General features: G+C 43.6%; 17 protein-coding genes and 1 pseudogene. 1 reads left to right on the plus strand and 17 read right to left on the minus strand.

The genetic code is table 11. The features are described 5' to 3' along the window. The first annotated feature begins 21 nt into the window (after window positions 1-21). Complete coding sequence (locus tag ACTIE0_RS00325) at window positions 22-1,647, plus strand: B12-binding domain-containing radical SAM protein (protein WP_006670542.1); 1,626 nt, start codon at window positions 22-24, stop codon at window positions 1,645-1,647. Here ACTIE0_RS00325 and ACTIE0_RS00330 read toward each other — a convergent pair. The 17 genes and pseudogenes from ACTIE0_RS00330 to ACTIE0_RS00415 form a co-directional block, all read right to left on the minus strand. Continuing rightward, window positions 1,644-1,934, minus strand: a complete 291-nt coding sequence (locus tag ACTIE0_RS00330) for a Mo-dependent nitrogenase C-terminal domain-containing protein (protein ID WP_006623150.1) — start codon at window positions 1,932-1,934, stop codon at window positions 1,644-1,646. The genes ACTIE0_RS00325 and ACTIE0_RS00330 overlap by 4 nt on opposite strands. A gap of 187 nt (window positions 1,935-2,121) precedes the next feature. Then, a complete protein-coding gene (gene mrdA / locus ACTIE0_RS00335) occupies window positions 2,122-3,912 on the minus strand; it encodes a penicillin-binding protein 2 (RefSeq protein ID WP_235720284.1) in 1,791 nt (596 codons plus the stop codon). 54 nt (window positions 3,913-3,966) lie between these two features. Continuing rightward, window positions 3,967-4,125, minus strand: coding sequence for a hypothetical protein (locus ACTIE0_RS00340; protein WP_006623148.1), 159 nt, complete (start codon window positions 4,123-4,125; stop codon window positions 3,967-3,969). A gap of 91 nt (window positions 4,126-4,216) precedes the next feature. Beyond that, a complete protein-coding gene (locus tag ACTIE0_RS00345) occupies window positions 4,217-4,561 on the minus strand; it encodes a PP2C family protein-serine/threonine phosphatase (protein ID WP_228116628.1) in 345 nt (114 codons plus the stop codon). A 584-nt stretch (window positions 4,562-5,145) separates the two neighbouring features. Next, complete coding sequence (locus ACTIE0_RS00350; RefSeq protein ID WP_006623145.1) at window positions 5,146-5,889, minus strand: HAMP domain-containing protein; 744 nt, start codon at window positions 5,887-5,889, stop codon at window positions 5,146-5,148. Window positions 5,890-6,114: 225 nt separating this feature from the next. After that, window positions 6,115-6,300, minus strand: coding sequence for a PDC sensor domain-containing protein (locus ACTIE0_RS00360; protein WP_006670540.1), 186 nt, complete (start codon window positions 6,298-6,300; stop codon window positions 6,115-6,117). 47 nt (window positions 6,301-6,347) lie between these two features. Next, entirely contained in the window at window positions 6,348-6,464 is a 117-nt protein-coding gene (locus tag ACTIE0_RS00365; protein ID WP_006623143.1) for a hypothetical protein, read from the minus strand. A gap of 346 nt (window positions 6,465-6,810) precedes the next feature. Then, complete coding sequence (locus ACTIE0_RS00370; RefSeq protein ID WP_006670539.1) at window positions 6,811-8,181, minus strand: cytochrome c biogenesis protein; 1,371 nt, start codon at window positions 8,179-8,181, stop codon at window positions 6,811-6,813. Window positions 8,182-8,209: 28 nt separating this feature from the next. After that, window positions 8,210-8,947, minus strand: a complete 738-nt coding sequence (locus ACTIE0_RS00375; protein ID WP_006623141.1) for a cytochrome c biogenesis protein CcdA — start codon at window positions 8,945-8,947, stop codon at window positions 8,210-8,212. A gap of 76 nt (window positions 8,948-9,023) precedes the next feature. Continuing rightward, window positions 9,024-9,979 (minus strand): annotated as a pseudogene (locus ACTIE0_RS00380) (AvaI/BsoBI family type II restriction endonuclease). Further along, window positions 9,976-11,436, minus strand: coding sequence for a TRM11 family methyltransferase (locus ACTIE0_RS00385; protein ID WP_006670536.1), 1,461 nt, complete (start codon window positions 11,434-11,436; stop codon window positions 9,976-9,978). Before ACTIE0_RS00385 ends, ACTIE0_RS00380 begins: the two are co-directional and overlap by 4 nt. Window positions 11,437-11,439: 3 nt before the next feature. After that, on the minus strand, window positions 11,440-12,069 hold the full coding sequence (locus ACTIE0_RS00390; RefSeq protein ID WP_006623138.1) for a chemotaxis protein CheC: 630 nt from the start codon (window positions 12,067-12,069) through the stop codon (window positions 11,440-11,442). 34 nt (window positions 12,070-12,103) lie between these two features. Then, window positions 12,104-13,153 carry a protein-glutamate methylesterase/protein-glutamine glutaminase gene (locus ACTIE0_RS00395; protein WP_006623137.1) on the minus strand — a complete coding sequence of 350 codons (1,050 nt, stop codon included), beginning with the start codon at window positions 13,151-13,153 and terminating at the stop codon, window positions 12,104-12,106. 43 nt (window positions 13,154-13,196) lie between these two features. Next, window positions 13,197-14,069, minus strand: a complete 873-nt coding sequence (locus tag ACTIE0_RS00400; protein ID WP_006670535.1) for a CheR family methyltransferase — start codon at window positions 14,067-14,069, stop codon at window positions 13,197-13,199. A 97-nt stretch (window positions 14,070-14,166) separates the two neighbouring features. Continuing rightward, complete coding sequence (locus ACTIE0_RS00405) at window positions 14,167-17,442, minus strand: HEAT repeat domain-containing protein (protein WP_006670534.1); 3,276 nt, start codon at window positions 17,440-17,442, stop codon at window positions 14,167-14,169. A 164-nt stretch (window positions 17,443-17,606) separates the two neighbouring features. Then, window positions 17,607-19,727 (minus strand): methyl-accepting chemotaxis protein, encoded by a 2,121-nt coding sequence (locus tag ACTIE0_RS00410; RefSeq protein ID WP_006670533.1) that lies wholly within the window; start codon window positions 19,725-19,727, stop codon window positions 17,607-17,609. A 69-nt stretch (window positions 19,728-19,796) separates the two neighbouring features. Further along, a complete protein-coding gene (locus ACTIE0_RS00415; protein WP_192808285.1) occupies window positions 19,797-20,261 on the minus strand; it encodes a chemotaxis protein CheW in 465 nt (154 codons plus the stop codon). Window positions 20,262-20,301 lie beyond the last annotated feature (40 nt).

Here is a 20,301-nt window from a genome sequence, read left to right on the forward strand (position 1 = left end):
GATTACGTCAATTTTTATACTGTGACTGTTACCAAATTCGCCCGCGAACGTTTATTATTTACCCCAGCTACACCGGAAACTAATGCGGTTCCGGTGATTTTGGCTTTCCCCAATGAATACAGTGTGGGAATTACTAGCCTAGGTTATCAGATAGTATGGGCGACTTTAGCACTCCGTCAAGATGTACAAGTTAGCCGCCTGTTTACAGATCTGAGTGAACCTCTACCAAATAACCCAGAATTATTAGGGTTTTCTCTGTCCTGGGAATTAGACTACAGTAACATTTTACAGCAGTTGGAAGATTTAGGGCTACCAAGACGATCGCACTCGCGCGATAATCAACAACCCCTAGTTTTTGGCGGCGGACCTGTCCTCACGGCCAACCCAGAACCGTTTGCTGATTTTTTTGATGTGATTTTACTGGGAGATGGCGAAGATTTAATACCTAATTTTATCAGCGCCTATCAACAGGTTAGACAAGCAGACCGACAGACTAAATTACGCCACTTAGCACAGGTTCCGGGAGTGTATATCCCCAGTTTATATGAGGTGACTTATCACAGTCCTGATGGGGCGATCGCTTCTATTAAACCTATTGATAGTGATATTCCCCCCCAGGTGCAAAAACAAACCTATCGCGGAAATACTCTATCAGCTTCCACGGTAGTCACGGAATTGGCGGCTTGGGAAAATATTTATATGGTGGAAGTGGTTCGCAGTTGTCCAGAAATGTGCCGTTTTTGTTTGGCTAGTTATTTGACTTTACCTTTCCGGACGGCGAATCTTGAATCATCTTTAATCCCGGCAATTAATCGGGGTTTAACTGTCACTAAAAGGCTGGGTTTATTGGGTGCTTCGGTGACTCAACATCCCGAATTTAACGAATTGTTGGATTATCTGAGTCAGCCAGAATATGATGATGTGAGATTGAGTTTGGCTTCAGTTCGCACCAATACGGTCACGGTGAAACTAGCGGCTACTTTGGCGAAACGAGATACTCGTAGTATTACTATAGCGGTGGAAAGTGGTAGCGATCGCCTCCGTAAAATCATCAATAAAAAACTCGATAATGATGAAATTATCCAAGCTGCCATTAATGCGAAAGCCGGAGGATTAAAAAGCCTTAAACTCTATGGTATGGTGGGGATACCGGGGGAAGAATCAGAGGATTTAGAGGCGACAGTTGCTATGATGCAGGAGATTAAAAAAGCCGCCCCTGGTTTACGTCTGACGCTGGGTTGTAGTACCTTTGTCCCCAAAGCCCACACTCCTTTTCAGTGGTTTGGAGTTAATCCAGCCGCCGAAAAAAGATTAAAGTTTTTAGAGAAAAAACTGCGCTCCAATGGGATGGATTTTCGCCCGGAAAGTTATCGATGGTCGGTAATTCAGGCTTTAATTTCCAGAGGTGATCGCCGTTTATCTTATCTCTTGGAAAAAGTCCGCCATTATGGGGACAGTCCCGGAAGTTATCGGCGGGGGTTTAAGGAATTACGCGGACAGCTTCCCCCCATAGATTTTTATGTTAATCAAGACTGGGAATTAAACCAGGTTCTCCCCTGGAATCACCTCCAAGGACCTCTACCAGAAACAACTCTTAAAAAGCATCTTGATGATGCTAGAATTTGGGCGAGAGACAGGTTATCTTAGGCTACAAAAAACTGAGAAATATCTTCTCCACATTCATCGGCTAAGTAGCAAAGGGCGCGAAATCGCATAGCCACAACTTCCTCATAAAAAGGATTGAATTTGCAGAGGGGGGGAATTTGTAAAACTGTACGCCCAAACATTTTGATAGTGCGTTCAAAGGGGCATTTTGCGGGGATTAAATTGCAGATTAACCGGGCTGTTTTGGGATTTTTGACTTGAATATCGAGCCAGGTTTTGATGGGTTTTAAGATGAAATTTGGCTGGGTATTTAAGTTGGGTGTATTCATATCTGCTATGGCTCCTCCTCGGTTGCTATAGATTTAATTTAGCAAGGCGATCGCTATAACGCCAGGGTTTACTTATATAAATTTTTGATTATGATTATCAAAATTTATACATATCCCGCCGAGGAAGTAGCCACCGCCTGAAACCTCTTACCTAACCGGGTTTGGTGTTACCCGGTTGGGTGGGTGGTTATTTTTTACCAGCAAAGTGGGTTTGGAACATCTCCAGAGCTACCGGAGCCGCCGCCTTAGAGCCAAAACCGCCATTTTCCACGACTACAGCAATGGCAATTTCTGCTTGATCCGCAGCACCAAAGGCGACATAAACCGAGTGCGATCGCTTTCCCCAAACCTCAGAAGTTCCGGTTTTCCCGCCAGTTAAAGGGATACTACCATCATTCATCACCTGAGCGGTTCCATACTGGACCGTAGCAACTAACCCCTCTCGAATTTTTTGAATCACATCAGGAGCCAATCCTGTGGGTACAGGTTGGGTAGCGGGAGTATTAGTCATGGAAGAGAGTAAATGGGGTTTAACTCGCTGTCCACCATTGGCGATCGCCGATACCATCACCGCCAACTCCAGAGGGGTAGCTAGTACCGACCCTTGACCAATAGACATCGTGACAGTATCCCCCAAAAACCAGGGTTCCCCAAACATTTTTTCCTTGTCTTCCGGGGTAGGAACCCATCCACTAGACCCCTCTGTTAACCCCAACAATCTTAAATCCGTAGTACCAATTCCCAAATTTCTAGCCCATTTAGCCATGGTTCCCGGGCCAATGGCCATCCCCAGGCGATAGAAAAAGGTATTACTACTAAAGGCTAAAGCATCCCGAAACCCAATTATCCCAAGCCCGCCACTATGTTCTTTAAAGGCAATCCCACCAATAGTAATTGAATCTGAGGTCGCAATTACCGAATCTGGACTAAAATGGCCAGAAGCCATACCAGCAGCAGAGGAAACAATCTTAAATGTACTTCCGGGGGGATATCCCTGTAAGGCGCGATTCAGAAACGGATGGTCTAACCCTTGGAGTTCTTCCCATTGTTGGGGGGTAATGGGGCGAGTAAATAAATTAGGGTCAAATCGTGGACTACTCGCCATTGCTAACACTTCCCCAGTTTTCACATTCAGGGCTACTGCTGCTCCCCGTCGCTGTCCCAGAGCCTGTTCCGCCACTCTCTGCAGATTGATATCTATGGTTAGTTGTACGTCTGTACCCCCTTGAGAGGATTTCTCACCAAAGATCCGCAGTTCCTCGTTTTTGGCGTTCACTTCCACCAAGCGAGCGCCCCACACTCCCACTAAATCTTTATTGGCTAAGGCTTCAATCCCCAACTGTCCTACTACCATGCCCATTGGCCAATCGGGGTTAGCTTTTAATTCTTGTAGGTTGGCTTCCCCAATGTAGCCAACTACTTGAGCTGCTAAATTACCGTGGGGATAGTGGCGACTCGACTCCATCCTAATTTCCACCCCGGACATCTTCTCGGCATTTTCCGCTAACCAGATAAAGGCTTCTGGAGTCAGATTATTGCTAATGCGGACTGAGGTGGCGGATTGGTAGCCGATGCGTTCTAGTTCGTTTAAAATGCTGCTTACTGGTACATCCAGTAACTCACTCAGTTGGTTAGCCGCTTGTTTCCACTGTTCTGGGGTCTTTTCCCTTGGCCAGAAAAAAACCCCCCGCACTTGGTGGTTATCGGCTATGGCTGTACCATTGCGATCGAGAATTCGACCCCGATTTGAGGGGACTGGAATCAGCCGGATACGGTTTTCTTCCGCTCTCAGTCGGTTTTCTGCTCCCTTCACCAGTTGCAGTTGTACCAGCCGATGAACCTGCAAACCTATCAATCCTGTGGCTACCAGCATTAATAGTAAACCACGATACAGCGGTCGCGGCGCTTCCTTGCGGACAGTCGGGCGATCGCTACTAGTAAAATGGACCCTAGGGTTAAAAGACAGTTGACGCACCATAGACCTTGAAATAAATCTCTGATACAACATACTATTTTTTGGGCAAGTTAGTACCTATTCCCCAAGACACCAAGTCACAATTAACCCCACAAATGCTAACCCAGTCCAATTCGGTAGGTGTAGCCAATTAAGAAAGCTCAGAGGGTCCAGCCAAAATGTCTCTGTTAGCAGAATGCTCAGAATTAGCGCGATCCAGGTAAGTAGTACAGCCATAGCTTAGATCCTGAGTGCAATACAAATGAGGATATGTGTTGACTAGATTTTAACATTAGCATGGCTCTCGGCTTCCTGAGTCGGTCTCTACTCAGGCTATGCTATTTTTTTTTAAAACTACTAAGGTTATATCATCTAACAGCTTTTGTGTGCCGATAAATTGCTTGACATCTTTAACTACCCTTTCACAAATACTATCAACTGACTCGTGGCGGTTTTCCTGAAGCACTCCACAAAGTCGCTCCATACCATACATTTCCTGTTGCTCATTAACGGCTTCCGGGATACCATCGGTATATAAAACCATCACTTCTCCTGGATTGACTTTCACCTCTAGCTGATTAATAAAATCTGAGATATTTTCTTCTAAACCTATCAGAAACCCTAAGTCCATTCTATCAATTTGTTCGACTTCTCCATGGTTACGAACTACAATTCAACTTTCATGCTGTCCGGTTAAATGAAATTTATCATCTGGAAATGTTAAAAAATACAGGGTTAAATTTTTATCGTTTCTCATCGGCATACCATTACTATAAATTACCTGGTTAATTCCATTTAAAAAATTTACGTGATCGGCTTATGGTCAGGCTGATTAAGTCCGAGCTGCTGTTGGTTTCATCAGCATTAACACCTTTCTAAACCATGTCCGGTTACATCACCAATACCTACTGTTAATCTGCCATTCTACTCTAGTATGATCTCATAATAATCTCCCCCAACTTCGTCCGCTGGCTCCATAAATTCGGCTGCCTCCAAGTTAGATATTTCTGCTAATTATTCCGGTTTCGGTAAAATCATGTATGGCAGTTTTTGAGCTACTTGTAATTCGGTTATGAGGCGAGATTTTCGGCTTTTAAACCTTGGTTTAGAGCCGTAACTTATGATAAAATTTGGCAGGTTTTTGGTTTTCGCTAATGTCTGAGAATCCCCTAATTTTATAGATAATATTGCCTTGTTTTTCCACAATAATAGCTGCTCTCATTTCTCAGGTAATACGGCGATCGCCTACTTGGATCTCTAGTCATCAGACATCACTGTTTCACCTGGTAAGGCTCTATTATAGGGGAGATAGCTAACTGTGTATGGTTGATTAGTTTCCTGTTGATAAATAGAATTATTTAGAGGTAAGTTATAGGTTTCTAAATCTCCCACCTGCTCAAGTGATAGTAAATCGGTGGCGGTTATGTTAAAATAAATTAGCTCCCCATTCGGTGCATAAATAGCTACTCCTACCTGAATCACATTTAAAAATTTGGTCAGTCTGCTTTCACTTTCTGCTAAGGCTTCATTTAGGGTGGTTAAATCTTGAAATGACTTTTGTAGTTGGGTAGCCATTGTATTAAAAGCCTCTGTAAGTTGTCCTATTTCATCATTTCTTTGCAGATATAGGGACAGTTTCCAGTCTCCTTTGGCTACATTACTGGCGACGATATTGAGGCGGGAAATTTGCCAAGTAATCCACCTAGCTGTTATCATACCAATAATAATTGCCACCATCATTGCACCAATACCAAGTTTAATAGTAGTGCGAATATTGGCGTTAATTTCGGACATAAAATCTGACTCTGGTACAACTACAACAATCAGCCAATCTAAATTATACTCATCCTGTAAAGGTCTAACTTTCACAAAGTACAGATTTTCATTCAATCGCAACTCATGATTTTGGGTACTCCCTAGAGTTTTGAGGTCGCCCAAGGTATTAAATAAATCTTTAGCCGTTGCTTGAGTAATGGGATTATTGCTTTGGGAACCATTCATTAATTCTCGGCGTTCTTATTCATCAATGGTCAAGGGTAATTCTCAGGTGGAAGTTGCCAAGAAAGTCCCGTCACGTTTGATCATAAATGCTTGTCCAGACTTCCCAATACTAAGGCTATGGAGAAATTCCGAAATATGATCTAGACGTAAGGTTGAAATTAATACACCTTGGAAGTTATTACTATCATCATAGACTGGATAAAGATGGCTTAAAAGTAGCGTGGGTTATAAGTAGGAGATATAAACATCACTCCAGATGGCTTGACCAGCTTCTTTGGCTGTGATATAAATGGTGTGCTTGCGTGGGTCTGCGTTCTCGACTATGGCTTGTACAGTAGTGCGATCGCCTTGGTCATTGGTATGATAATAATAGAAGCTAAAATCTGTCTCGGGTTCGATAATATTAATCATATTCTCCAAATCCTAACTCGATCGCATCCAGTTTTTTTGGGTTTATATTAGCAGGATAGGTATAATTCTAGGTTTTGGTAAACGCGATCGCTTACTTCTTCGATTAATTGATTCGCTAAATCGGCGATCGCACTTTTTCCGGTGCGGAAGGATAAATAACCCACCAGTCCGGTGGCTCACACTACTTGGACTACAAATGGTACAATTTTAATTGTACTAATCGAGGTATTCCCAAAGAGTTTGATAATGGCTTGGTTGAACTTTGGAACCAGCATAATATTGGCAGATATTTAGAATATGAGGCTAATCAAAATTTTCGTATCTGGGGGATATATTCCGCATCGAGATAGGGGATTTTACCCATAAAATTAACTTGAAAAGACCCTGAAATTTAGTAATTATCACCCTATCAATAAACGTTGATATTGATTTAATTGTTAATCAAAACTCACCCGTAAAATCTATGAGCAAATCCCCCCCTATTACTCTAAGAGAGGGGGGAATGATAGTTTAGCTGATGGTTTGTTCCGACTCGATTTGGTCTAATAGCGCCACCACTTCACGCTCAAACGCCACCTTAGCGCGGTTAGTTTTACCGCCAATATAAAGCCGATCACCCTGCTGGAGTCCCCAAATTTGGGAATGAGATACATAGCTCATTAATACACTAATCATCAGCAATCCAAATCCTGCATAAACAATTGGAATACCTGGATCAGCTTTAATTTGCAATCCCGTACTTCCCACCACCTCATCAACATAGAGGGTGACCCCATTGATGTCAAGAGACATACCCTCGCGGACTGTTGAGACTAACTGACCATCATTATCATAAATTAACACAGTTCCCTGTAAATCTTTCGCCAGCAGGGAGACTCCCTCACTCAAATCAGTTTTGGTGGGAACCCAAGTTCCCCAAATGCGACCTTTTCCCCCGGTATCTAGTTGCGCCATTGGTAGTTGTAGCACCGGGGAACGATTGATCCGAACTTTTACCCCAGCTATTCCCCAATCAGCTTGATAAAACGTGATACCATCATAACGTAGGGGTTTATTAACATGAATAGTTTGGCGATCGCGTTCTTGTCCCTCCCGATCAACTACCGACAAATCTGAATAAAATTGATCGATAGTGCCATCAGGTGTATAATCAATCCAAAACCGATTAACTTTAACCGCCCAATCTTGGGGCATTTGAGACTCAGAAAACGGCCCAGCATCAATAATATTTTGAATGCCAAATATCTTACCACTAGGGACAAGTTCTTGAGCTATAAAACCCGTCATTGAACCGACAATTGAACCAGCCAAAATAATCAACATACTAGCGTGAACTATAATGGGTCCAATCCGACCAATTATACCTCGGCGAGCATAGAGTTTATTTCCCTCTTGAAATACCAGATAACGACGGCTTTCTAAGGTTTGTTTGAGATGGTCTAGGGATACATTTTTCACCTCGGCACTTAAAGCTAAATTTTTAAACTGTTTTTCCTGTTCGTAATATTGCCAACGTTGTGCCGATTTTAATGTCGGTAACTGCCGGGTGAAAGTGCAGGCGGTGAGACTAGAGCCAAATAAAATTAGGATTGACAAAAACCACCAAGTGCGGTAGACATGATCTAGCCCAATAAATAGTAATACCTTCCAGGTTAAAAACCCAAATAAAGCCGGATCTTCTGGGTAGTTGGCTTGATAAAAGGCGGCGGACTGTCCTTGTTCGATGACAGTTCCAGAAATGCTAAAAATGGCGATCGCTAATAATAAAACAATCGCTAATCGCAAATCCGCCAACACGGGAAGTAATTCTTTTCGGAAAAATTTTCTGGGTCCTGTTCCCCAACTAGAAAGTTTAGAGAAAACCACATCTTTAGCAGTCATAATTAAATCAAGATTTTGCAAAAGTTAACTAGGCGATCGGAGCCAGTCGGGACAACAGAGAAAACACCCCAAACCCTACCAGTAAAACACCACTAGCCGGAGTAATCCAACCCGACCACTGACGCAAAGCCAGCAACCTTTTAATAGTAGCCGTAAATGTACCCGCCACAATCAACGGAGCCACATAACCCACAGCGTAAGACAGCAGCAGCACCCCCCCTAGAAGGATATCGCCAGTGGTAGAAACCCAAGCCAGAATCGTCGCTAAAACCGGGGTACTACAGGGAGAAGCCACCAAACCAAAAGTTAACCCCAACAGATAAGACCGCGCAGAATGGGGGAGGTTTTCAGGAATCCACCCCATGGTATCAAAAGCCGGAAGTTGCAGGGGTAAGGCGTCTAAAAGGTTCAATCCCATCAAAATGGCGATCGCACTCACCAGAATAGGCAAACCCCAGCCAATCTGACCATAAACCTGTCCCACCAGAGACGCAAAAATCCCCAATCCCGCTAAAGTAGTTGCTAGTCCCAAAGCAAACCAGGTAGACTGAATAGCTGCTGTGGTGCGATTTTGATTTTCATATCCACCAATATAGGCAATCGTAATCGGTAACATAGACAGCATACAGGGGGTCAAACTGGTTAGCAACCCAGCAGCCAACAGGATGAGAACGCTTGGCCATCCCAGATGGGTTAGTTGTTCGCGCACTAGGGTATTAGCAAATTGTGCAATTTCATAGAGTTGTGTTTGTAGGGTTTCGCTCATGAGTCTAGTTGATTAGTTTGGGAACTATCAAAGATTGTAACGTTTTTTTAGCGAGTCCACATCTCAAATAAAACTCCTACAGATCGCACAGCCAACGAGAAATAGATGCTACTTGATTTTCTTGATTGAGATTAGCTGCATTATGGAGCGTCCCATTTTCTAGTTGCTCCCAAATTTCCGCAGCCATCCTAGTTGCTATGGCTGCGCCGACAAAGAAAATATAAGGAGAATATCCCACTTGATATAATGCTTGTCGCATCCTATTTAGTGCTGCTTGTGCTGTTTTCCAATGTTCATCAGCTCCCGCTGGATCTATCCCTCCCTTCAGTTCACCTAAAGCTAGGATAGATTGTAAATTAATCTCAGTAGATTTATTAATTACCAGTTCTGTGGAAGCCATATTAAATAAACATAAATCTACATTACTATTAATTATTGGAACTGTTAGATTATAAATAAGTGTACGCTTGCCTAGTTTATTTTCCCAACTTATACCTCGTAAATATAACTCAATTTTTGTATCATTATTGGTCATATATAACCATTTTTTGCTGCGGGAATCTTGCCAGGAATATTTTGTCCCAGCAATGCTGAGAGTTGCCAGAATAGCACGGGTTAATTTCCTTTGTGCTAATACTCCCCCAATGTTACGCATTGACCCCCCAGACTGTCACCACGAGTTAATAAAAATCTAAATACTAATTCCTCTACAAAATTTGCGCCTGCTGGCTCCAGAAAATTCTTAATCAGACCATTTATTGCATCAATTTTATCCTCTGGCATCAAATATTTCAGGGATTTCTGAGATAGTCCTGCTGCCGTCAGTAATCCGATATCAATACCTCTAATATTCAGTAAATCAGCAGGATAGGTAGCTTGACTAGCCGCTTCTTGTAGTGCTTGAGCTTCTGCAACATAAGGTGTGGCTCGTCGATTTCTCTCCAGTGCCAGTGCTACAAAACCCGCACGGACAGCTTCATAAGTTGTCACCAAATCGTTACTAGATTTCAGGTGGTTAAGATAAGTATTCATAGATAATTATGATTAATTGATGTTTTTTTCCAGACATAAACACATTTTCTTAAAGGTTCACGACCATGACTTCCCATTTGCTGACTACTGTTACCTTTATTGCCTGGTAAAATAAGTATATTTTCAACAACCAAACCCAAATTTTCAGCTAAATCAGAAAGAATCATATCTACGGAAATACTAATCCCAGCATAACGCACATTGTCATTAACCATAAATAAAAGTCCTCCGGGTTTAAGTAGGCGGGAGCATTCTTGAATCACACAAGCCATTTCGTAAAAGTATCCTTTCACCATTCTAGATATACTATTATTATTTAATTTGCCCTGTGATTTTTGCTGTTCTAAAAATTGTAATATGGCTTGCAATAGAGTTTGATTTTCAGCCACACTTAAAGCTAATTGCCAATTTTGATTAATAGCCAACAAATCTTTAGGGCGATTTTCAACAGTACAACTTAACATTTCCTGACGAAGATGGGTTAATTCTTTTGCAGACACTCCCAATAAAGCTAGTTCTAAGGCATAGGTACGAGTGTAATCATATCGATTACAATAAGGTGGAGATGTGATCATAGCGTCATAGCTACCATTAGGTAAACATGGCATTACTTCCAGACAAGACCCTTTATATAGGTGAATTTTACCTTGAGGTTTATGGGTAGGGAAAAGTTCAATTTGCTGTGTAGGTGGTTCTAAATCATTAATAATTTCATTGATTTTCTGAGTAATAGCATCATCAAAATCTAAAATATTGCCTTTATTAAAAGACTTTTTGCCACTACCTCGACCCGAACGGTAATCCCAACGTAGATACTGACCATCTTTTCTGGTGTAGCTTATCGATTCCAAAATACAAAGCAAAGCAAATAGTAAAACGGTTTGAATTTGAGGATTTTCCTGTTCGCAAGCTGCCAGATATTTCTCAATTGCTGTTTGAGTTTCTGGGGAGTAAGCACCCTGGGTAATTTTAAACTCTGGTAGAGTGAGTTGATGTTCAAATTGTTTCCATAATTTTAAGTTGACCCAGTTTTTTAACCTGTGAATATCATCGCCTGTAAATTCGGAATTTAACAGCCTTCTTGTATCAATTATATTTTGACCAATGGGCAATAATTCAATACCATCAGCATGAATGCCGATATCACTAGCCGCAAATAAAGCAGTTCCACTACCTGCAAAGGGGTCTAAAATTTTGCCTTGAGTCAATCCGTATTTTGCCAATAACAGTTGAACTAGAGATGCGGAAAAGGCTTCTTTATACTTATACCAACGATAAATAGGTTGAGTTTTATTCGCCTGAAAACTGACTAACAGCCTGGTTAGTGATGGTTCGATTAAAAATTTGTTTTTAAAGGAATTATGTAAGTGTTGATCAAGACGGTTGACTTCCTGGATATCTGCTATGTTTTCGACTGCCTTTTCTCCTGATGATTTATAATTAGAGATTCCCCACATTATCTAAACCCTAGAAACTGCCACATTGCTGACAGACTCAATGCCTCTAATCATACAAGATAGAGGCATAACCCCAGATACAAAAAACAAGTATGCTTCCAATGAGTTATCACAGAGAATGAATTTAGTTTTGACAACTAAAACATAGCGGATTTCTTGATGTTCTAAAATCAGATAATTAATCATTGATTCTAGGGGGTCAATGGAAAATGACTGCTCGGAAACTGTAATCGGACTTCCCATTAAGTTTCCTAAAATCTGCAGAAAACTACTCAGTAAAATATTGCCCACTTCTGTCAACACTTCACAGGCAGAAATATTCAGATGTTCAATAGGTTGTCTCGAATTTTGGCGGAGTAAATTAGTTAACATTACTGCCACCGGATAGTCAAGAAGTATTAAGGCATCTCCGGACAAGGAACCAGACAAAGTTTGACGGACATTAGCCACCTCATTAGCAAAACAGTGGGCAAATTCGGTTTTACATTTACTCAGAGGATACAGCCAAATATTAGAAACATCCAAAATCACCGGACATTGAATTAATGCTGATAAAGAACTTGCCGGTCGTCTGGATAATATCATATTGATAAATCCAATCAGTGCATTCTGTTGTTTTTCTGTGAGCAGCATCACGAGAACTCCCAAACCCTAAAGAACATCTAATTTATAAATAATCTACGATCGCTTTAGCCATCTGATTCAGGGGGATACTGCGATCGCTTAAACCAGCTTCTACCACTGTTCTAGGCATTCCATAGACCACACAGCTTTCTTCAGCTTCCGTAAAAACCGAGCCTCCGTGGGACTTAATCCAAGCTGCACCTTGTTTACCATCAGATCCCATTCCAGTCATAACCACACCCAAAACCCGTTCTTTATAGATCTCCGCCGCCGATTGAAACATGACATCCACCGATGGACGGTGAGGTAAATCAAAAGGTTTAGTGTGCAAATGGACAACCACATTTTGATCACGATTACGCTTAAAACTCAGATGGTGTCCAGCCTGAGCAATTAGCACCTCACCGGGGCGGACCAAATCTCCCGCTTGAGCCTCTTTAACATCGAGAGAACAAAGACGATTGAGGCGTTGGGCGTACATATTAGTGTATCCCACAGGCATATGCAAAACCACCACAACCGGAACTGGCAAATTTTCCGGCAATTGAGGAATTAAAAACGCCAAGGCTTGAGGGCCTCCTGTGGAGATTCCGATCGCCACCAATTCAATTTTTCCGGAACTAATAGGAGGGCGAGGTAATGGCGGTGATGAGTGCAATTCATTAACATTAGTGATGCAGTGAATAGGGACAGTAGATGCTGTTTTAACTTTAGCGATTAATTCATCACTAATATCAAACATTTTTTCGGTAGCGAGAGCCGTAGGTTTATGGACAAAATCCACGGCCCCAGCATCCAAAGCCGCCAGAAATTTCTCGCCTCCTTCATTAGCAATACTGACGACAATCACAGGTAGGGGACGGCGTGCCATTTGGTGTTTAATAAACTCCACACCGTCCATTTTAGGCATTAACAAATCCAAGGTTACGACATCTACTTGGTCTCCCAGCCGTTCAATTTTGTCCAGAGCATCGGCACCATCATGGGCGACATCAACCACCTCAATAAAGGGACTACGAGACAGCATTTGTCTAATCACCTTACGGACATAGGCGGAATCATCTACAATCAAAACTCGGATAATATTTTTCATCTCATGGCTCCTCAGTAGTATATTTTATATTATATCAGGTAAGTTAACGCTTTTTGTGATAGGCAAATGCTTGCCTAATATCTATCAATTTGAAATCGGTTTCAAACTTTAACAGGGACTCGGAGGCACTAATAAATAAATAACCCGATTCTGCCATTCTTTCCGAGAATAGTTTAACAGTTTTCTGGATGGATTTATCCGAAAAATAGATGAACACATTTCGGCAAAAAATAAAGTTAATATTTCTAAAGTTGGCAATTTCTTGAGGGGAAGTAATGTTGGCAACTTGCCAGGTGATTCGCTTGTGAATACTCGGCTTAATGCGCCAATTATCTCCTTCTTTGTCAAAATATTTATCCTGGATTTTCGGGGGAGTTGCCCGAAATGAATATTGTCGATATAGTCCTGCCTTAGCCTTATTAATTGACCGAGGGGAAGCATCACTACCGTAGATATTAATAGGTAGTTTGTCAAACCAACCTGCCTCTTGTAAAGCCATAGCAATTGAGATAGGTTCTTCACCAGTTGAACAAGCCGCGCACCAAATTTGAATAGGTCTACACATCGGCCAATCATGAGATGGAGAACCAGCTTTATATTTGTCTATTAATGATGGTAACAACACATCAACCATGACCCGAATCTGGTCAAATTCCCGCCAGAAGAAAGTTTCTGAAACTGACAGAACATCCATCAGGCATTTCCACTCACCATCGGCATCAGGATCATATTTTAGTAGATAATAGTAATCCAAAAACGAATCAAAGCTCTTATCTACTAATCGGGGATAAACCTTATCCGCCAACAGGTCTCTTTTGCTGGATTCGTAGTACAAACCGGTTCGTTCGTGAATTAAATCCCGAAGAATAATAAAGGTACTTTCGGATAGTTCTAGAGAGTCTGGACGAAATGACATAGATCACATATAAATCCTGATAATCTACCGTAAAATTGGGGCTATATTTAACAGTTAAAAACCGTCAAGCACCTGATCCTAACCAAAAAGGACAATTTTAAGAGGAATGTAGACCTCGATGAGCGGCGCGACGGATAGCGGGAGAGGGGTCAGTGCGAGCCAGTTTAGCTAATTGTTCATCGCAACTGTGATTTCCCAGATAAACTAAAGCGGTGACTGCAGCCAGACGGACATTTTGATCAGCATCACTCAAGGCTTGAATCAAAAACTCGGAAGCTATGGGATGCTTAAAACGTTTGAGAACCTCGACGACAGAACAGCGAACTCCCGGATGGATGTGTTTTAATCCCTGAGCGACTAATTCAATATATTCTGCCTCTAAAGTTTCGGGACAATTACGGCGCACCAAAGCATTAAGACAAGCCTCTCGCGTGCTAGGGTCAACGGTCAATTCCAGCAAGGCTGAAATGGCTTCTGGAGTAGCCAGACGGGAAAGAGACTCGATCGCCTCATAAACCAGACGTTCTTCGGGGTCAGCGGCGGCCATCCATTGCAAAGCTACTCCGGCTTCAGTTCCTCCCCGTTCACGAAAGGCATGGAGAGCATCAAGACGACGTTCAGAGTTAGGGGAATTGAGAGCGGTGAGTAAAGGGGGTATAGCCTGAGCGCGGTTAATCCGTCCCAAAGCCCTCAAAGCAGCACGGGCCACGTCTCCGCCTTCATCCTCCAACTCAGCCAACCGAGACAAAATGGGAGTGGCCCTCACACCGGCAATAGCCCCCAAGGACTCAGCAGCGATCGCTCTAACCGGATCAGCCGGGTCATAATTAGCCAGTTGTTTGAGGGCGACAAAGGCACTTTCAGCCCATTCAGCAACATTGAGTTCAGCCAAAGGTTCTGGTAGAGATGAACTTGAACCCGATTCCAGGATATCAATTAAAGTGTCAGCATAGCGACCAATAGAACGAGCGGCCTGATAACGAACCCAAGATTCTGGATCATCCAACCCTTGTAGTAGATAAGGGAGAGTTTCGATATTCTCCAATTCTCCCATAGCATGAGCCACAGCCGATCGCAAAGAAGCTGAAGGGTGAGCCAAAGTTTGCACCAAGAGCGGCAGAACCCGGTCATCCTCCAAATAGGGCAAATGTTCAATCGCCGCCCGACAAACCCGATCTTCGGAATCTTGTGTACAAGCCAATAATCGGTCTTTGCAATTCTCAAAAGCAAAATACCCAGCAATTCTCACCGCCGACTCTCGTACTAATGGGTTAGGGTCAGCCAACAGATCATAAATCCGTGGAGGCATAGCGGGATGGCCCAAAGAATTGAGAGCAGCGATCGCCCCCAAACGCACCGCCGAGTCAGGATGTGCCAGTAACTGCAACAGCCCCTCAAAAGCGCGACCGTCGCCAATGTGAGCCAAAGCCGTAGTGGTCACCATCACCAGTTCCGGTTCAGCATTACCCAACAAAGACATCAAAGCCGGAACCGCCTGGGTGCTGCCGATACGTCCCAAAGCCATAACCGCCGCCTTGCGAGTTTCCAGGTCTCCCGCTTCCAACTGCATAATCAATAGAGGCGCTATCCTTCCCCCATAAGCAACCAAGGCTTCCATAACCGGATCGCGAACTTCGTGATTATTCAGGAGTTTTCCTAAAGTTTGCTCAATTTTCTCTCCTTCCAGCCAACCCAAAATCATCACCATCCCCCGTAACTCCGGGCCAGACAAAGAGCCTTGTTCAATCTCTGCTAGGATATTTTCCACCGCCTGGTCTTCTATGACTTGGCGAGTCAGAACAGCGATATGTTGTCCTTCTTCGAGTTGTTTATAATTAGCGTAAATTTCCGCCAAGGCTAAAACAATTTCTGCGATCGATGTCAAAGGGCGGCTGAGTTGAGCCACCAAAGGCGCTACCGCATCAGCATCCGCAAACTTACCCAAAGCCGATACCACCGGACTACAAAGCAACTCATTTTCCAATAGGGGCAGAAGTTTGGGAATAATCGTTGTATCGCCAATAGTCACCAAAGTTTCGATCGCCGGAAAAGCCAAAAAGAAATCCCCACTGGTAGCAATCTCAACCAAAGGCTCCACCGCCTCCTTTGCCTTCAGTTGTCCCAAACTCTCAATGGCATGATAGCGAACATTGATATCTGGATCATTGAGCACACCAATCAGAGGAGGGATAGCACGGGGGTCGTGGCGTTCTCCCAAAGCCAGAGCCGTATAAATTCGCAGATCCGGGTCTGGTTCTCCCAAGCATTCCACCAGTGCCGGAATTGGGTCTACATTACTGAGGGCGAGAATTTGTAGAGTCGCATTAAGAACATTGGGGTTGCGATGCTGTTCCCGCATCAATCGCAGTAGACTGCGGATAATTTCTGGGTCATCAGTTATCGCCAAATTATCAACCGCTTCTCGGCGCAATTGCCAATTCAGGGTTTTTTGCAGCAGTGGAACCAGTTGAGGAGCCAGTTTAGCGTTAACCATTTGCATTAGGGCATCAAGGGCAGGGAAGGCCAGGAAAAAGTCTTCTGACTCAGCGATTTTAACCAGGCTATCAACCGCTTCTAGGGCTTGCAGTTTTCCCAGGGCTTCAATAGCATGATACCGGACATTGACATTCTCATCATCCAACATCTCAATCAGGACGGAGACAGCCCGGGGATCTTTCCTTTGTCCGAGGGTTTGGACTACATAAATCCGCAGATCCGAATCCTCTTCCTTGAGGCAATCAATCAAAGCCGGGACTATATCAACTTGCGTGAGAGTCAGAACCTGGATCACGCTGTTGAGGATATTCGGATTGTGATGTTGTTGTCGCAACAATTGCAACAGTTGCGCGTTCAATTCTGGCGCTTTAACATTGGTCAGGTGACGGGTAGCATTTTGGCGCACTTGCCAGCGATCGTCAGCCAGGGCAGCAATTAGGGACTCATGGACTGACGTATCAGAGTCGATTTCTTCTGGCTCAGAATTTGACAATGTGCGAGCATTAGCTAATTCCCATTCTGCCTCCATGCGTTCCGTGACATCTTCTAAAGTAATCACCAAACCCACGATCGCCGTTTTTTCTCGCAAAGGTGCAATGGTTACCCTTTGCTGCATCGAGTCAAAGTATTTCGAGGGTTTCCGTGGCGGACACTTAATTAAATAATGGTGAAAATCCGGTGCTAGGGTTTGGATAGTACCATCTTCCAGAACCTGATTAAAGCGAGCCAGTAAACCCCTCGATTCCAAATCAGGAATTATCTCGGTCAACGGACAACCATAGACAGATTCTGCGTCTAAGCCCCTCATACTCTCCAGTTGAGAATCCCAGGACCTCACCAATAATTGCTCATCTGTTGTAAAAATACTAATCGTCATATTTTTAAGGGGGTAAGTTTTAATTTGGGCTGACAATTAACAATTTTAATTATCAATTTTAGCCCCCTCTCAACAATTGAGAGGGTTCGTTATAGAGATAGACTTTCGGGCTACCCCTAATCATTCCAGTGCCAATGTTAGCAGCTTTTAACTGTGATTAGCTGTTAACTGCCAACCTTTAAAACCTCCATAAGTGCTTGAGTATGTGACAGCAAACCTTGAGCCTTTTCATTAGTTTGGTGTACCCCTGAACTATTGTTTTTGGCAATAGTTTGTAAGGTTTCTATACTGGCCAGCAGATTACCAGAAACATCCGAATGCTCTAAATTAGATGTGCGGATCAAAGCTATTTGTTTGGCAATACTACGAGTAGCTAAATTCATGTCCTGTACCGCCCTACTTTGTTCCTGCATAGCCTTAGCCACCTGTTCAGACTGCATTTGGATACTCTCCACTGCTTGGCTAATTTGGTTCGCACTGCTACTCTGTTCAGTCATCGATCGCGTCACATTGCTAATCAATTGCGACAGCCGCTCGGACTCCTTCGAGATTTGCTCCCCTGCTGTGGACTGTTCTGCTAAAGCACGGTTCGTGCTAATCACCCCTCGGCGCATGGACTCTACCGCCTGCATGATTTGTTCAGCACCCTTATTTTGTTCAAAGGTAGCCTTACGAATTTGTCCGGCTAAATTATTGGTATTCTGAGCCGCCTTAATTACATCCCTAGCCGCTCGCGCCTGTTCTCCCATAGCCTGTGTTACCTGTTGAGCAATTTGCCTCATGTGTCGGGTGGACTGCACAATTCCCTGAGTAGTTTTGGCTTGCTCATGGGTAGCAATGGCTACCTCTTTGGCTTGGGTTGCAGTGGTATTAATCGCCGTTACCACCCGCTGTCCTGCGGTCAGTTGTTCTTGAGAGGCGATCGCAATTTGGTTCATTAATTGCGTCGTTTGTTCAACTCCTGCCAGAATTTGCTTGAGACCCGATAACCCATCTTCTGCCAGACTGCCACTATCTTCCGCAATTCGTAGCCCATCATTAGATGTACTCACGGCATCTTGCACCACCGACTGTAATGCCTTAATAATTGCAGCAATATCGAACGTGGCTTGGGCGGCGCGATCGGCCAAATTGCGGATTTCTTCTGCAACCACAGCAAACCCCCGCCCTGCTTCTCCCGCACGAGCTGCTTCAATGGAAGCATTTAGTGATAGCAGATTAGTCCGTTCCGAGATTAAGTTAATTGTATCAACAATGGTGCTAATTTCATTAGTCCGTTTACCCATATCCCGCATCACATCAGCCGATTTAACCATGGATTCGCGCACTCTTGCCAAACCCTGAATCGCTTTTTCAATGGTTTTACCCCCATTATCCGCATCAACTCCCACAGCACGGGTAAGTTCATTGGCTTTTTGGGTTAGGCTGCTAATTGATTGGATAGAGCGATCGAGTTGTTCCGCGCTGGTGGCTGAGTCCGTCGCTACCTCCGTAATTTGTTCCGCGTTATTGGCTACCCCCTGCACTGATTGGGCAATTTCTTCCACAGAGGTTGATACCTGTTCTACAGTCGAAGCCAGGTTCTCAATAGTTGCCGATACCTCCTCGATAGATGCTGCCATCTCGTTAATGGAGGCGCTGGTTTCTTCTGATGCAGCCGTTAAATCATCCGCATTGTTAGCCACTCCCGCAATGGAACTGGTCATTTCTTCCATAGAAGAAGCCGTCTCGTTTACCGATACCGTTAGGTTTTCCGTATCGTCACTCACGTTTCTAATGGAAGTCGTCATTTGGGTCATCGACGCGATCACCTGGGTGGCAGAAGTTGCCATCTCTTGGGCATTTGCTGCTACCTTAGTGGTGTTGCTGGTACTCTCCTGAATTGATGTTACGGTTTGGCGCACCGCCGTCGCTAGTCCCATACTACTGGCGGACACCTGTTCGATGGATGCAGCCATCTCATTGACTGAGGAGACTAATTCTTCTGTGGAACTGGCTACCGATTCGGCTTGCTGCGCCGTTTCTCCCAGGGATTTATTCATCTGCTTGATTCCCAGGGAAGCGCGATCGAGTAGTTGCAGTTGAGATTCCGCCCCTTCCGCTACCTGTTTCGCTATTTTGGCTATGGCGATCGCCACTGTATTAACGCGATCGGCATTGTCCCGAATTTCCATCATTTCCAATTTCAGTTTTTCCCTCTCCTCTGATGTTTTGAAATTCTGAAAATTGGCATTTTCTAGATAACTATTATCTGCCTTTTTATGATTTTTAGATTTTTTACCCATTTTCAAATTACCTCATTCACTCTCAATACAAATAACAACTCCCATCAGACCCATTCCCACCCCATCAACCTAGCCACCCCTTTCTGATACTAATTCCGGTAAAACTAACAATTCTTCCACATTGAGAATTAGTATCACTCTTTCTCCCAAAGTGGCAATTCCCGCTAAATATTTACCACTCAAGCTAGAAATTCCCTCCGGTGAAGGCTGAATAGTGTCTGCGGAAATTGATACAAACTCCCTGGCTGTATCAACAATTAAACCCACTGTCCGCTGATTAGTATTAATCACTATTAGTCGGGTTCGCAGGGTATACGGTATTTTGGCAAATCCAAATCGTACCCTCAAATCAATTGCCGGAATCACTTGACCCCGCGAGAATATCACCCCCACTACAAAAGACGCAGAGTTAGGAACTGGGGTAATTTGCTCCACCATTTCCATCTGTTGAACCACACCAGAAGGAATACCATAGGTGGTATGGTCTAGTTCAAATAAAATAAAGGGTTGAGATGTATCTGCTGATTTAGTCATAGATATAATCATTGAATCACTACACTAAACTAATCCATTT

Origin of the sequence: Limnospira sp. (assembly GCF_051859755.1) — a bacterium.
Classification (GTDB): Bacteria; Cyanobacteriota; Cyanobacteriia; order Cyanobacteriales; family Microcoleaceae; genus Limnospira; species Limnospira fusiformis.